Origin of the sequence: Enterocloster alcoholdehydrogenati, from assembly GCF_013282095.1 — a bacterium.
In the GTDB taxonomy this organism is placed as follows: Bacteria; Bacillota; Clostridia; order Lachnospirales; family Lachnospiraceae; genus Enterocloster; species Enterocloster alcoholdehydrogenati.
The window spans coordinates 34,757-49,504 of the sequence record NZ_BLTJ01000009.1 but is presented as its reverse complement, the minus strand read 5'-3'; the positions used below and the strand labels follow the sequence as shown (position 1 = coordinate 49,504).

The 14,748-nt window shown below is 37.7% G+C and carries 13 protein-coding genes; all 13 read left to right on the top strand.

The genetic code is table 11. The annotated features are described in order from the left end of the window. Positions 1-39: 39 nt before the first annotated feature. The 13 genes from HW447_RS11440 to HW447_RS11380 all read left to right on the top strand — a co-directional run bounded on the left by HW447_RS11440 (position 40) and on the right by HW447_RS11380 (position 14,680). The gene (locus HW447_RS11440) at positions 40-561 is read left to right on the top strand and encodes an acyltransferase (RefSeq protein WP_176255401.1); all 522 of its coding nucleotides are present in this window, start codon (positions 40-42) and stop codon (positions 559-561) included. A 1-nt stretch (position 562) separates the two neighbouring features. Then, positions 563-1,648 carry a glycosyltransferase family 4 protein gene (locus HW447_RS11435; protein ID WP_176255400.1) on the top strand — a complete coding sequence of 362 codons (1,086 nt, stop codon included), beginning with the start codon at positions 563-565 and terminating at the stop codon, positions 1,646-1,648. After that, on the top strand, positions 1,645-2,826 hold the full coding sequence (locus tag HW447_RS11430; RefSeq protein WP_176255399.1) for a glycosyltransferase: 1,182 nt from the start codon (positions 1,645-1,647) through the stop codon (positions 2,824-2,826). Before HW447_RS11435 ends, HW447_RS11430 begins: the two co-directional genes overlap by 4 nt. A 159-nt stretch (positions 2,827-2,985) precedes the next feature. After that, positions 2,986-3,423 carry an acyltransferase gene (locus tag HW447_RS18135; RefSeq protein ID WP_176255509.1) on the top strand — a complete coding sequence of 146 codons (438 nt, stop codon included), beginning with the start codon at positions 2,986-2,988 and terminating at the stop codon, positions 3,421-3,423. Continuing rightward, entirely contained in the window at positions 3,416-4,540 is a 1,125-nt protein-coding gene (locus HW447_RS11420; protein WP_176255398.1) for an acyltransferase family protein, read from the top strand. The genes HW447_RS18135 and HW447_RS11420 overlap by 8 nt, the downstream gene beginning before the upstream one ends. Positions 4,541-4,598: 58 nt before the next feature. After that, complete coding sequence (locus tag HW447_RS11415) at positions 4,599-5,771, top strand: O-antigen ligase family protein (protein WP_176255397.1); 1,173 nt, start codon at positions 4,599-4,601, stop codon at positions 5,769-5,771. Then, positions 5,756-6,829 (top strand): polysaccharide pyruvyl transferase family protein, encoded by a 1,074-nt coding sequence (locus HW447_RS11410; protein ID WP_176255396.1) that lies wholly within the window; start codon positions 5,756-5,758, stop codon positions 6,827-6,829. The genes HW447_RS11415 and HW447_RS11410 overlap by 16 nt, the downstream gene beginning before the upstream one ends. Positions 6,830-6,831: 2 nt before the next feature. Then, the gene (locus HW447_RS11405) at positions 6,832-8,247 is read left to right on the top strand and encodes an oligosaccharide flippase family protein (protein WP_176255395.1); all 1,416 of its coding nucleotides are present in this window, start codon (positions 6,832-6,834) and stop codon (positions 8,245-8,247) included. A gap of 19 nt (positions 8,248-8,266) precedes the next feature. Next, positions 8,267-10,915, top strand: coding sequence for an LVIVD repeat-containing protein (locus HW447_RS11400; protein WP_176255394.1), 2,649 nt, complete (start codon positions 8,267-8,269; stop codon positions 10,913-10,915). After that, positions 10,912-11,958 carry an acyltransferase family protein gene (locus tag HW447_RS11395; RefSeq protein WP_176255393.1) on the top strand — a complete coding sequence of 349 codons (1,047 nt, stop codon included), beginning with the start codon at positions 10,912-10,914 and terminating at the stop codon, positions 11,956-11,958. Before HW447_RS11400 ends, HW447_RS11395 begins: the two co-directional genes overlap by 4 nt. A gap of 311 nt (positions 11,959-12,269) precedes the next feature. After that, positions 12,270-13,205, top strand: a complete 936-nt coding sequence (locus tag HW447_RS11390; protein ID WP_176255392.1) for a nucleotidyltransferase family protein — start codon at positions 12,270-12,272, stop codon at positions 13,203-13,205. A gap of 155 nt (positions 13,206-13,360) precedes the next feature. Continuing rightward, the gene (locus HW447_RS11385; protein ID WP_308464085.1) at positions 13,361-13,948 is read left to right on the top strand and encodes a VanZ family protein; all 588 of its coding nucleotides are present in this window, start codon (positions 13,361-13,363) and stop codon (positions 13,946-13,948) included. 69 nt (positions 13,949-14,017) lie between these two features. After that, the gene (locus tag HW447_RS11380) at positions 14,018-14,680 is read left to right on the top strand and encodes an IS607 family transposase (RefSeq protein ID WP_176255390.1); all 663 of its coding nucleotides are present in this window, start codon (positions 14,018-14,020) and stop codon (positions 14,678-14,680) included. The last annotated feature ends 68 nt before the right edge of the window (positions 14,681-14,748 follow it).

Sequence of the window (14,748 nt, the reverse complement as noted above, 5' to 3'; positions counted from 1 at the left end):
AAAACTATTTAATTGGTTATTTGGGAGAAAAATTACAAAATGAATCAGGTATTATTTAAGGTACTGTGGAGTTTGGCAGGATGTACAAAGAGAACAAATCTTTTAAAAAAGAGTGGAGTAAAAATAGGGACTAACTGTGAGATTTATCGTGATGTGAATTTTGGTAGCGAGCCATATCTGATTATTATTGGAGATCATGTAAGAATTACCAATGGTGTGAAATTTTGTACGCATGATGGCGGAATGTGGGTACTGCGCCGGTGCAAAGATGATATGAAAAATGCAGACAAATTTGGTGCAATTCATGTAGGGAATAATGTCCATATCGGATGGAATACGATTGTGATGCCTGGTGTCACAATTGGTAACAACTGTATTATTGGCTGTGGTTCCGTTGTAACAAAAAACATACCGGACAATACAGTTGCTTGTGGAGTCCCTGCAAGACCAGTTAAAACAATAGAAGAATATTATCAAGGTAACTTTCCGTTTGTGTTGCATACAGCTGGTATGAGGCAAGACGCTAAAAAGAAAGTTTTGCTTAAGAATATATGGAGATAATATGAAAATTCAATTTTTAATTAGTAGTTTGTCTGGCGGAGGAGCTGAAAAGGTTCTTTCAATTTTAGCCAAGAGCTTTGCTCAGGATGAAAATGATGTTTCTATTTTGACGTTGGATAAGCGCCCCCAATTTTATCAAATTGATGGGCGTGTTTCGGTTATCCATGCAAATCATACAAAGTTGGGGAAAATTCGTGAAAATTGGCAAGATTTTCTCACTATTAGAAAATATGTGCGTGACAATGGAAAAGGTGTTACAATTTCATTCTTAAGTAGATGCAATATGCTGACATTATTGGCGGCATTTGGAACAAAACGAAAAGTAATTGTTTGCGATAGAAACAATCCTCTGAAAGAGCATTCTAAATTGGTGTTTTGGCTTAGCTGCCAATTGTATCGCCGGGCAGATGGGATTTTTGTGCAGACAGAAAAAATTAGATCTTTTTATCCATCTTACCTACAAAAAAAAATTACTGTAATTGAAAATCCCGTGGACTTTAATATGTTGCAAAAGCAAGTTAATAATGAAAAACTGCAACGTGAAAAAATTATTGTATCTATGGGGCGTTTGGAACCGCAGAAAGATTTTGTTACACTGATTCGTGCATTTGCAAAAGTTTCTAACAAAATGGATGGGTGGAAACTGAAAATCTATGGCATTGGAGAAATGCAGCAGGAATTGCAGAACGAAATTGAAAAACAGGGATTACAGGGACGAGCAATACTGTGTGGACGCACAGAGCGACCTTTCTACGACATGAGTAAGGGAAGTATCTTTGTCCTTTCTTCTTATTATGAGGGATTTCCTAATGTTTTGTGCGAAGCGATGTATGCAATGTTGCCATGTGTATCCAGCGATTGTGTGAGTGGTCCAAGTGAATTGATTGAGCAGGGGGAAAATGGATATTTGTTCGAAATTGGTGATGTAGATTTTCTTGCAAATAAGTTGTTGGAGTTAGGTAGAGATGAGCATATGAGAAAACAACTCGGATATGCTGCACATAAGACCGTGGAACGACTTTCTGTAGAAAAGATCTACTTGAAATGGGTCGCAGCTGTATTGCGAGTTATGGAGGAATTGAAGTGAAGAAACGCTTATTATTTGTGATGAGTAATCTGAATAGTGGTGGCGCAGAACGTAGCCTAGTGAACTTGCTACAGCTCATGGATTATTCGGTATATGATGTAGACCTTCTTCTGTTTCAGGATAAAGGGATGTTTTTAAAGCAAGTGCCAAAAGAAGCTCGCATTATTACTGACGAACAGAAGATTCTAAAAAGTATGTATTCGAATAGCAGACTAAAGCAACAAGTCAAAGAATCAGGCTTTTTTAAAGTAGGATATAGAGTGGTTTCTACGGTGATTTCTCGAATAATTGGAGGAAAAGAATTGAAATCTAAACAGTATCGCTGGAGATTGTTTTACCGACATATTATTCCAGAAATGGAAAAGGAGTATGATACAGCAATTGCATATTTACATAGCGAGCCAATTTACTATCTTGTAGATAAAGTTCATGCAAAGAAAAAAATTGGTTGGGTACATAATGAGTACACGAAAACGGGACTGTCTGCAGAAATAGATTTGCCGTACTTTGAAATGTTATCTGATATTGTAACTATATCGGACAAGTGTGCAGATGTGCTACGCAATACTTTCCCTAGATTGTCAGAACGAATATCTGTATTGCCAAATTTAACCACATCCAGTGTAATTCGCAATATGGCAAATGAATTTATTCCAAAAGAATATTCTGGGGATCAAACGATTTTGGTCTCAATTGGTAGACTTCATCCACAAAAGGGATTTGACATGGCGATAGAGGCTGCAGCAATTATGAAGAAACAAGGTTTCCGCTTTAAATGGTATATTCTTGGGTCTGGTGAATTAGAAGAAAAATTGTTGGATCAGGCGAACAATTCTGATGTGGCGGATTGTGTTTTTTTTATTGGTTCAAAGTTAAATCCTTATCCGTATCTTCACTGTGCAGATATAGTGGTACAGCCATCCCGATATGAGGGTAAATCTATTGTATTGGATGAAGCCAAAATTCTTGGAAAGCCGATAGTAGCTACCAATTATACAACTGTCCACGATCAACTGAACGAAAAGGAAGGTATGATTGTAGAGATGAACCCTAAAAAAATTGCGCAAGGAATTATCCGAATGCAGGAATATAAGGAGACGTACACACAGTATCTTTTGAAACATGAGTATGGAAATGCAGCATTCATAGAGGGGTATGATAAACTGTTTTGCTCATAAGAGCCTAAGGGAGGATGTATAAACGTGAAAAGGCATCGAGTTTTGAATAATAAAGGTATACTGTCTCTGCGGCTGTTTTTAAAAAGCGGCAATAATAGTAGAAAAAGAGCGGATCTGTTACGAAAATGGAATATATTTCATTCATATGGAGAGGGTGGGATGTACCAGCCATTTTCGATTCCAAGTGAACCCCAATTGGTATCCATCGGTCGTAACGTGAATATCGCGGCCAATGTGCGCTTTATTACACATGATGTAATCCAGTCTATGCTCAGGGACATGAATGATCCCCAATACCCCTGTGGAGATAATCAATTTTATATGGGAAAAATTCAAATACTGGATAATTGTGTTATTGGAGCCAATGTTACTTTACTGTATAATATTAAAATTGGCCCTAATGCAGTGGTAGCTGCGGGGAGCGTAGTTACAAAGGATGTTCCGGAGGGTGCAATTGTAGGCGGAAATCCTGCAAAGGTAATTGGATTTCTTTCTGAATTGGCGGCGAGACGTGCAGAAACTTGTAAAGACAGACCATGGGATCGGGAAGATAAAGAGGCATTGAAACAATACTTTTGGGGTAAAAAGGATGGATGAGAGAATTAACGTAGGAAAAAGAAGTACAAATTTTGAGTTATTACGTTGCATAGCTATGATTATGATTTTATTCCAGCATTTGGGAGATGCAATGACAGCCAAAAGTGATATATTTGTTTGGGCACCAAACGAATTGTATCTGAATTTAATGCGCATATTTGGAACAATAGGCGTTAATTGTTTTGTGTTAATCAGTGGATATTTTTTGATCAAAAAGCAATTTTCCACCAAAAAAATTTTTTATTTATATTCTAAGGTTTTTCTTTACGGAATTGTAACGGTGTGTATGCTTGGCTGTATTGGATATACGAACAACAGTGGGATGCAGTGGATTAGAGATTTATTCCCAATTCTGACGATGAAATATTGGTACGTCAGTATGCATCTTGGATTGTTGCTGCTAAGTCCGTTTTTGAATACGATGCTAATGAAACTACCGCAGGAAGATTATTTCCGGATGCTTTTGGTTATAGGGGTGTTGTTTACCATTTTATCGATGATAACACTAGAAGAAATTTGGGTGTCCAGATTTGCTTGGTTTATATATCTATATAGTGTGGCGGCCTATATTCGAATTTATCTAGCAGAGATAACGATAAGTTCCCACAAGTGTTTTCTGACATTTACAATTCTGATATTTGGACTTTGGTGTTCTGTCCAAAGTTTGAAATTCTTAGGTCAGTATTTTGCTGTTGCTAGAGATCATATTTACTATTTTACAGCAAACTGGTATCTTCCTGTTTTTGTCGCAAGCCTATGCTTGTTTTTGGGGTGCAAACAGATAAAAATACAGTCTATGCTGATTAATAGCTGGGGAAAAGCAACTTTTGGTATTTATATTCTGCACAGCACAGTATCACCATTTGAGAAACTTTTCCGCGGGTCGCGCTACTTGGAAACGGCCGTTTTTTTCCCTTTCTCCATTGTAGCGGTAGCATTGGTATTTATAGTTTGCTGGGGAATTGATTTGCTAATTAGTCGTGTAGAAAAGAAATTTTTATATCCATTATATGATATAACGGCCACTAAAATAGACGTTATTTTGCTTAAAACAGAATCTGTACTCTGTTCTGCTATTGATAAAATAATAGTTAAAGGGATAAAGGATAAAGAATAAGCATAAATATCCCAGTAAATTAAATGTTCGTTGATATTAACAGGCAAGGATGTGAAAAATGAAAATATCAAAGAAATTACTTATAAATTTGTTCTTGTTGATCCCTTTTTTTAAATTACCGGGTTTTTCGGAATATAGGGTGATCAGCAGTCTTTTTGATATGTGGTTTGTGTTATCATGCGTATGTATTGTTTTAAAGGTAGCGTGTTATCGCTACAGACCTTCAGTAGTTACGACTATAGTAATAGTCCGAGAGGCTTATATGTTTTTGTTGACTGTTTATAAAGGTGGATTTAGCACCCCTTTGATTCGCAATACGCTTGGTGCAGCGATTGTGTGTCTCCTTGTCGATTATCAATTGAATAAAAATGCTAAAAGTATGTGCAGAACAATTGCATTGATGTTTACGATTTACACGGTGCTTAATTTACTGGCTGGTAATGGAATGGTGTTTAATACATATTTGTTTGGCCAAAGAACAAATTTTACGATTATTTCATTCCCTATGATGCTTATTATGGTAATATTTGTTGCGGCATATACCAAAGGACAGGATAGACGAAGATTTCAAAGATATGCAAGTCTTGTTATTTTAATCAATAGTTTTTTTATTCTAAAGGAGTCAGTTTCTACAGCAATATTGGGTATGGTAATCTTCTTGGTATTATATGCTGTGTTTTATCGAATCAAGTTTGATAAGATTCCTGCAACAGTGTATGTAATCATTTTGGTAATTTATAATTTTGCTATTGTTTTTCTTCAAAACTTTGATTATATGAAATTTATTTTTGAAAATTTGCTAGGGGAGTCAATGACAATGACGGGGCGCCTCGTGATTTGGAATAATGCCATATTAACATTTTTACAAAAACCATTGTTTGGATACGGTTATGCGATGGCCAATGTTTCAAGGGGACAGTATGCAACGAGTACATCGTATGTACACAATGATTTTTTGCAGCACTGTGTAGAAGGTGGTATTGTTGATTTAGCATTGTTTGTGCTGATTCTGGTATTTGCAGTACGTTTTTTTAAGAAATATTCTTCTTCAAAATTGAAGTGTGCCATGCTTGCGGGAATTTTAGGATTAGAGATCACTATGGTTAGCGAAGTGCCGTCATCATTGAACTATTTTTTTGTTCTAATGGTTTTGAGTGAGTATTTTTCTTGGCATGGAGATCATATTGATAAATATATAGAAAAGGGAGATCAAAAATGTCAAATAGAATAGGGCTTTTAACAATCCACCATACAACTAATTTTGGATCAGCTTTGCAGACTTATGGCTTGTATTCTAAAATTCGTGAAATGGGATATGATATCAGCATTATTGATTATCGATGTGAGGCAATAGAAAATCGAGAGTTTATGACTGGTCCAGTAAAAAGCTTGCGTATGTTTTACAGAAAAATGAAATATACACCAGTTATTCACAGAAAGGCAAAAGTATTTAATCAGTTTTTTGCTGAAAATGTAAAGCTAACGCAAACGTTTACCCGCCAGACTATTGGTGATGTCAATTTTGACTTTGATACATTTGTTGTAGGTAGCGATATTGTTTGGGGGTTGAATGTGACTGGAAATGATATGTCTTATTTCTTAGATTTTGTAGAACCGAAAAAAAAAAGAATAGCCTTTGGATCTTCAGCAGGATTAAAATGGATGGATGAGAAAGTGGAATCAATAGGCAGAGAAATTAAGAAATTTGATCATATTGGTGTGCGAGAAGAGCTTGTTGCGGAGTGGATTAAGGAGTTTTATCAAATGAAAGTGGATGTAGTTGCTGACCCTACTATGCTATGGGAGAGTGATTACTGGCACAATATGGCTGTAAAGCCAATATATCAAGATTATATTTTGGTGTACTTTTGTGATCCAGAGGAAAAAATTCTGAAGGATGCTATTCGTATGGGGAAAAAATATCATATTCCTGTCAAATACATCAATTATGGAAAAAAGAAAGCGGATGTGGAATCCATTCAGCCGGAACGAATTGAAGAATTCTTGGGATTAGTGGAATTTGCGCGCTATGTGTTTTCAGCATCTTATCACGGTTTGCTATTTTCACTATATTTTGAGAAGGAAGTTTTTTATTATAACCGTGCTAATTTCTCTAGAATGGAATCGCTTGGGCAATGGCTAAATATTACAGACCATAACGGGATGAATGTGGATGTATTAATTGCAAAGCCACTAGATTACAGTACTATAAATACTCTGATTAGGCAAAAACGGGAACGGAGTTTGAAAATTCTGAAATCTTATTTAGAAAGTACAGAGAAGGAGTAATTATGGCTAAAGGGGAAAATAATATTGATAAAAAGGCATTTCGTGCGGGAGCATGGTATACAGTCTCCAATGTAGCAACAAAAGCGATTCTTGTATTGACAACACCTATTTTTACAAGAATTATGACCCAACAGGATTATGGAATTACTGCAACCTTTACCTCATGGTATACACTTTTATTAACTTTTTGCTCTTTGAATCTGACATATAGTATCGGACGAGCTAAGTTAGATTATACGGAACGTTTGGATCAATATGTAGGTTGTATGCAGGTACTTTCCCTTATAATGAGTCTTATCTTCGCAGTAACCGGTACTATATTTTGTAGTCAGCTATCGAATTTGTTGGATCTTCCGAAAAATATTGTGTTAATTCTTGCTGTTTATTTGGTGTTTGCGCCTACTATTGCTTTATATCAAGCAAAATTTAAATATCAATACCGATACAAAGAGAATATTTTTATTTCACTATATACAACAGTAGTTTCGGTTTTATGTTCTATTGGATTGTTATTTGTGTTCCCAGAGGAAAGATATCTGGGGCGAATTATAGGTATCGTTTTTCCGACTATTTTGCTTTCTATCGCTCTGTGGTGGAATGCATTTCGTAAGCACAATGTGGTGGCAAACTGGGAATTTACTAAATATGGATTGCTCATTTCTCTTCCGTTGGTTTTGAATAGTGTCTCACTCAGTATACTAGTTCAATCTGATCGTGTTGTGATCACAAAAGTCTGCGGTACAGAGAGTACGGCAGTTTATACTATTGCATATCAGCTTTCAATTTTGGTAAGTCTCATTTTAGATTCTATTGGTCAGGCATGGCTTCCATGGTTCCATGATTCATATAAGAAAAGGGATTTTATAAAGATTCGAAAGAACCTGAATCCCCTGATTCTTTTGGGTTGCTATCTGGGAATTGGATGTATTGCAGTGGCACCGGAGGCCATGTGGATTTTAGGTGGTGAAGATTATCTGTCTGGTAAATGGGTAGTGGCACCGATTGTGCTTGGATTGGTATGTAAATTTATATATGGAAATTATGAGCATATTGAACTTCATTTAAAGAAGACAACTTATATAGGTATGGGAACGGTAATTGCTGCGACCCTTAATATTATCCTAAATGTTATTTTCATTCCCAAGTATGGATTTATTGCGGCAGGGTATACGACATTCTTTAGTTATTTTGTTCTGATGATTATTCATTATATAATTACCAAATATATTCTTTATGTAGATATTTATGATCATCGCGTTATGTACTTAGCAATAATCATTGAAAGTGCCTTGGCTGTAGTATTGATCTTGAACTATGAAAACTGGCTGATTCGGTATGGAATACTTGTAGCTGTGACTATTATAATTGTCACAATGAATTGGAAAAGACTTTGCAATATCTTATATAAGTCGTCGTGAGTGAAATTGGAGGAAAGTTATGAGGCATCGTGATTTTTCAAAAAAAATAGTCTGGGTGCTTATTGTTTTGTTTGCAAGTGGTATCATGGCATTGTTATACTTTGAGGATTTGGAGCAAAAACATAATGAGGCCTATTTATTAGAAGTTATGGAACAACAGAAGCTGGAACGAGAAGCGGTGGTGGCAGAACAGAAAATGAAACTGACTGCTAGTGTGAATACAACTTTGCATGAGAAAATGGAGAATATTGATGTTTTGGTGACTCCAGAACAATTTGTGGAAGGAAGAATAGATATATCAAATTCCATTGATATGATACAATGTCGTGGATATCAAGTTGAGGCATCTAATATGGTATTATATTTTGAAGCAAGTGCTGCAAAAAGCTCTGTAATTACTGTATCGACTTATGATCTGAGTGATCATCGGTCAGTACCTATAGAAATATACTTAAATGCACAGAAAACAGGATATTATATTCCTTTAAGTTCGCAGGAGTCTTTCTCGAAAGTGACATATAAAGTTAGGAGTAGTGATGGGGAAGAGAGAATTGTTCTCAGTAATATGCAGTTGTTGACATCTGGAAGTGAACCTTTTCCTGAGTATTTGCATGGGAGTTTTGTAATTGATGATAACTGCATACGAACTCAGTTGTCCACTCCTGAATTAGAAATAAGTAATGCTGTAGATTCAGTTTTGAATAGAAATCTGTTATATGTTGGTTCTCTTGATCGTGTAGATGTTATACGGATTGGCAAGGATCAGGAGCTTACTCCTATATCTGCTGTTACTGGATTAGGTACTGTACGTCGAGTAATGCTGAACGAAGATAGGAATACACTGATAGTAGCTAGCCGTGAATATGGAGTATATCTTATTGATGTTCATGATTCTCAAAATCCGATGATTATTGGACATATTGATACATTAGAATTAGCTTCAGGTATGGATGTTTGCGGGAAGTATTTATTTGTTGCAAGTCGTTATTATGGAATTGAGATATATGATATCTCAATTCCATCCAATCCAGAGTTTGTCTCTTGTATGAAATCTTCAGAGCCAAGTGAACGAATAGACTGTACAGTGCATAATGGTTATCTTTACGCAGGGGTCTGGGGAACGCAGAGAATTGAGGTGTATGATGTAAGAAATATTTATTATCCTAAGTATATGGGGTATGTAAATACTGATGGCAATACATATGGACTAAAAGTTAGTGGAGATATTCTTGTTGCATCTACTGGATTCCATTCCAACAAAAATAGTGCATTAGATTCAACAGACTTTGGATATGGTACGGGCAACGGAATTTCATTGTTTAATATTGCGAACCCAGAAAATCCAAAGGAAATAACTACAATTCGTGCAGACGGAAGGTACTATGAGATTGGTAAAGACTACTGGAATGTAATGGTAGTTGAAAATCTTGTGTATTTTTCAGATCTTTATAACGGCCTGTATGTTTATGACATTAAGAATCCAGAAGCACCGATCGAAATCCAACATATTACTCTTTGCGTAGATAGAAAAAGTATTTATTACCGAGAGTTTAATGAAGAATGCACTGTATTTCCCTACGACAAAGCACAGAAGATGCAATCTCCCATTACCTCGGTTTCTGTAGGGAATGGAGTTCTTTACATTACCGACGAACTTATGGGAGTTCATGTTGTAGAAGCACACTATGCAAAGACAGCAGAGGAAAAAGAATCATTTGATTTTTCTGAGGAAGGTCAATTTGTCTACAGTGAATTCCTGATAGATGGAATTGAGGTGATTCCCCTGGAAAAAGGGCAGGTATTTGCTATTGCGGAATATGGAACATATTATTATGCTGGAACATCTGATGGGATGGTGGTTTTAGACAAAGAGTTCAAAACGGTGAATTTTATGCAGACTCATTCAGCTGTTAGAGATCTGAAAATTATAGGAGATAAGATTTTTACGGCAGAGAGTGTAGATGGAATTGGTATTTATCAGATTTCAGAAATGGAAATTACGAAATTGGGAGGTAGTGCTCTTTCTGAACCAAACAGAGCAAGTGTATGTAATCAAATTGGTGTTTCTACGGATGGGAAATATGCAGTGGTAACTAGCAGATTAAATCTTTTTATTTTACTAGATGTATCTGATCCGACCAATATTCAAGTGGTTGAGTATCTGAAAAATGGTGCAGCATATTATCGAAATGTCTGCCAGGGAGTTAATACGAATAAAAATGCAATCTATCTTACCACAGCCGCAGGAATCTCAGAGTTGCTGTTTCACGAAGATGGAACATACGAGTACAATCAGATCAATGATACGTCGTTCTATACGTCCACGGGAGGATTTACTTATGCGAGGGATAACCAAATTCTTGCGATTACACAGAATGGTTACCGATTGTTGGATATTTCTAATGGGATGGATTTGACAACAGCTTCTGAAAAGGTAAACATACATAATTTACCTCTGAAGGGTGTTCCAAATTACCGTGATGGAGTTCTGGTTGTTTCATATGCACTAACCGGAAGAATTTCTGTAATCGATATAGAAAATTTGGAAATTCCAAAGCTTATGCTGGACTTTTGTGTGGACAGCGCTGTAGATGCACCATTTATTGCTTCTGATGGTACGATAATTGTACCAGCAAGATATGAAGGGATGGTAGTTATTAGAAAATGACTGGAAAAAGATTGGAAGATTCCGGAATACAACGAAAAACACGAATTATGTGGGTGGATATAGCAAAATTTATTTGTATATCGTTGGTAATGATTTCACATATGGAGTATGTTCCAAGTTATGCAGAGTACATTTTTAAACCTATTTTTCTAACAGGATTTTTCTTTATGAGTGGATACACATTCCATGTGAAAAATAATTTTGGATCTTTTCTAAAAAAAAGAATCAGCACGATTTTGATTCCAACGATTATTTTTTCTGTTATTTATACGACAGACATGGGAACATTGCTCAAGGGAGGGTATTCGATTCAACAGTGGCTGGGAGATTTGAGTGTTCTTCTTCGTCAGCAACGTGGCCAAGGAGATGTTCTTTGGTTTACATATGTTTTATTTCTGTCAGAAATTCCCCTGTATGTAATGTGTAAGTTCCTCTCTCGAAAAAAAATGTTTTTAGTATCAGCAGTACTTTGTGAAGCATCTATTTTGTATACTAAGTTTTTCATGAAAACGATTCCGTATTGGTATATGCATATTATTTTTGTATGTATGTTTTTTTCTGTATGCGGATATTGTCTACAAAATTGCGAGAAATTTACTGAATGTATAAAAAATCAAAAAAATAGGTGGTTTCTAGTATTCTCGTATGCTGTTCTTGTAGCTATATCTGCAGTGTGCTTTCACGAAACAGCTAACATTAATTTATATGTATTGCCGGATGGTATATGGTATGTATTGACATTTTCCGGAGTTGCGGCATTAATCAGTGTATCGAATATGATTACACCAAATCAATTGGTTTTGTTTTGTGGACAAAATACATTTATCTTTTATTTACTTCATGATCGAATTCGTGGGATGATTAATTTGCTGTTTCAAAAAATAGGATTTCTATCTTTTTTGTCAGTAAATAACCTGCGTAGAACTCTGCTCTGTTTACTGGTCTACTGCTTTGAAATAGGTCTACTGTGTGTGTGCACGTTAGCTGTTAACAGGTACTGCCGATGTTTTTTTGGAAAACGATCTGTGAAACAAATAAATTAAGTTATGTCTTGTAAATAAAAGTAATGTTGTTAATATGTATGATAGGCGCATTAGTGAGGGATTAGTTGTTAGACGATAAGTAAGGATCAGCAATACAAATAAACAGTGGTGCTTTAAAAAATATAAAGGTTATAAAGTGGTGTGTTACATAAAACAAGGCAAGTAATGTGAGTTCATATTTAAGAGCGTTTCGATAGGTATACTATAAAATATAAATTTTTTAAGGTGATGTAGAGATAGGGACAAAATTATTTATGGTTTTGCGCTCTACTTTATAAAAATTAGCTAAAAAGACAAAGGAGAACACAAGTATGAAAACCGCATTAGTAATTATGGCTGCCGGGATTGGTTCCCGGTTTGGCGGAGGGATCAAGCAGCTGGCGCCTGTAGGAATGAATGGAGAGATCATCATGGATTATTCCATCCATGACGCGATCGCAGCTGGATTTGACAAGATCGTATTTATTATCCGAAAGGATATAGAGGAGGCTTTCAGAGAGGCCATAGGCGATCGGATCGAGAAGATCTGTGGGAAGTTGGGAGTGGAGATCGCATATGCCTATCAGGAGCGAGAGAATCTTCCGAAGGGAGTCTCCTGCCCGGCAGAGCGCACAAAGCCCTGGGGAACAGGACAGGCTGTTCTTGCCTGCCGCAATGTGCTCCACGAGCCGTTTGCCGTGATCAACGCTGATGATTATTACGGGAAAGAGGCCTTTGTGAAGCTTCACGATTTCCTGATCCAGTATTCACCGGAAAAGCCCCATGCATTCTGCATGGCAGGCTTTATTCTTAAGAATACATTGAGTGAAAACGGGGCAGTGACGAGAGGTATCTGTGAGACCGATGAAAAAGAGTATCTGACAGCAGTTCACGAGACTTCTAATATTGTAAAGACGGCAGAGGGAGCCGCAGTAGAGACAGACGGCGTTCGTATCCCGGTGGATGCAGATTCTTACGTTTCCATGAATATGTGGGGCCTGACTCCGGAATTTCTGGAGATGCTTGAGCGTGGTTTTGAGGAGTTTTTTAAGAAGCACAATGAAAAGGATATTTTAAAGGCAGAGTACCTTCTTCCTATATATATCGATGAACTGCTTCAGAAGGGACAGGCATCGGTTCGTGTTCTGGAATCTAATGACAAATGGTTTGGCGTGACCTATAAGGAAGATAAGGAATTTGTAGTGAAATCCTTTGAACAGCTGATCAAAAACGGAGTGTATAAGGAGAAGCTGTTTGAGGATTTGTAAGAAAGCGTTCAAAAGATTTCTGCGCAGTGTGAACCGCTGTTAAAATATAAGGAGATGTTTGGAAAACGATATCAGCTGCTAAAAACTGTGCGAATAGAATGCAATAAACCAAGGGGATACGCAGCTGGGACGCTGTTCCGATTGATAACCGTGTAATGGATATTATATTTAATATTTGTAAAGATATGCAGGAACCTATATCATATCTGCCGCTTGGGATGTGTTTCGGTCTGATGGCGCTGTGCGTCTGTTCAGCGTGGGAATGGTATGCCGGAAGAGAGCAAAGATCCGCTAAAGAAGAGCGGGCCAGTAAAGCAGAAAGCAGTCGGCAGCGCGTCAGAAAAACGGCGGTGTTTCTGATAGGGATATATACCACGGTAATCTTTCAGACTGCTTTCTTTTCACGGGAGCCGGGAAGCAGGAGCGGAATGGATCTGGGGCTGTTTGATACATGGGGGGAGAGTGCTGTATCCAGAGCCTATGTGATTGAGAACATTTTGATGTTTATTCCGCTGGGGATCCTGCTGCCGCTGCTGCATGGGCGGTTTCGGAATGGATGGTACTGTGCTTCAGCAGGGCTGGCAATAAGCGGGCTGATTGAGGGAATGCAGCTTGTGACGGCCAGAGGATTCTTCCAGATTGATGATATTGCAACCAATGTTGCAGGAACGATAGTGGGGTGGGGAACAGTCAGGATCCTTGCAGAGATACACCAGCATAAAAAATATTGTAAAAATATGTAAATTTCTCTGAAAGAGTAGTGATATTTATGTAAATTTGTGTTAGACTGTAACCAAGAAGAGGGAAAAGCTATGGATACAACGAAGACCACAAATTACAAACCAAAAGAGTTTGCTGCACGGTTAGGCGTGTCGGTGAAAACATTACAGAGATGGGATAGGGAAGGCGTACTGCAGGCGAAGCGGACGCCTACCAATCGGCGGTATTATACGGAAGAGCAGTACCGTGCGTTTCAGGGGATCCACACGGAGAAAGATGAACGGGCGGTGGTGATCTATGCCAGGGTATCATCCAGGAACCGGAGGCGGGAACTGATGGCCCAGACTGCATTTTTAAAGACTTTCTGCAACGCCAGAGGTATGATTGTAGAGAAGTGCATTGAGGAGTACGGAAGCGGACTGGACTATAAAAGAGAGGCCTGGAACGGTCTTTTGGAAATGGTCATGGCGGGGCAGGTAAAAACCATCGTGATTACCGGAAGGGATCGGTTTGTACGGTTTGGCTATGAATGGTTTGAACAGTTCTGCCATCGGTATCAAATGGAGATCCTTGTAGTGAATAATGAATGGCTTTCGCCGGCAGAGGAGCTGGCGCAGGATGTACAGACCGTACTTGCCGCCTTTGGAGAGCGGCTCTGCAGCCTGAGAAAATACGGACAGCAGATTCAGCAGGACAGAGAAATTGCAGGAGAGATTCTGGATCAGGACATTCCCAGAGAGGCTTCCGGAGACTGAGGCCTTTCTTCGGGGGAAGAGGGATGAAAAGAGACGGATATGGAAAACTCCGGGAAGTGCCATTTTCA

Bases quoted from the DNA above. Each gene is read 5' to 3' on its own strand.
- HW447_RS11435 (WP_176255400.1), top strand. From the start codon at position 563: ATGAAAATTCAATTTTTAATTAGTAGTTTGTCTGGCGGAGGAGCTGAA.
- HW447_RS11395 (WP_176255393.1), top strand. From the start codon at position 10,912: ATGACTGGAAAAAGATTGGAAGATTCCGGAATACAACGAAAAACACGA.
- HW447_RS18135 (WP_176255509.1), top strand. From the start codon at position 2,986: ATGTACCAGCCATTTTCGATTCCAAGTGAACCCCAATTGGTATCCATC.
- HW447_RS11420 (WP_176255398.1), top strand. From the start codon at position 3,416: ATGGATGAGAGAATTAACGTAGGAAAAAGAAGTACAAATTTTGAGTTA.
- HW447_RS11380 (WP_176255390.1), top strand. From the start codon at position 14,018: ATGGATACAACGAAGACCACAAATTACAAACCAAAAGAGTTTGCTGCA.
- HW447_RS11405 (WP_176255395.1), top strand. From the start codon at position 6,832: ATGGCTAAAGGGGAAAATAATATTGATAAAAAGGCATTTCGTGCGGGA.
- HW447_RS11410 (WP_176255396.1), top strand. From the start codon at position 5,756: ATGTCAAATAGAATAGGGCTTTTAACAATCCACCATACAACTAATTTT.
- HW447_RS11390 (WP_176255392.1), top strand. From the start codon at position 12,270: ATGAAAACCGCATTAGTAATTATGGCTGCCGGGATTGGTTCCCGGTTT.
- HW447_RS11385 (WP_308464085.1), top strand. From the start codon at position 13,361: ATGGATATTATATTTAATATTTGTAAAGATATGCAGGAACCTATATCA.
- HW447_RS11415 (WP_176255397.1), top strand. From the start codon at position 4,599: ATGAAAATATCAAAGAAATTACTTATAAATTTGTTCTTGTTGATCCCT.
- HW447_RS11400 (WP_176255394.1), top strand. From the start codon at position 8,267: ATGAGGCATCGTGATTTTTCAAAAAAAATAGTCTGGGTGCTTATTGTT.
- HW447_RS11440 (WP_176255401.1), top strand. From the start codon at position 40: ATGAATCAGGTATTATTTAAGGTACTGTGGAGTTTGGCAGGATGTACA.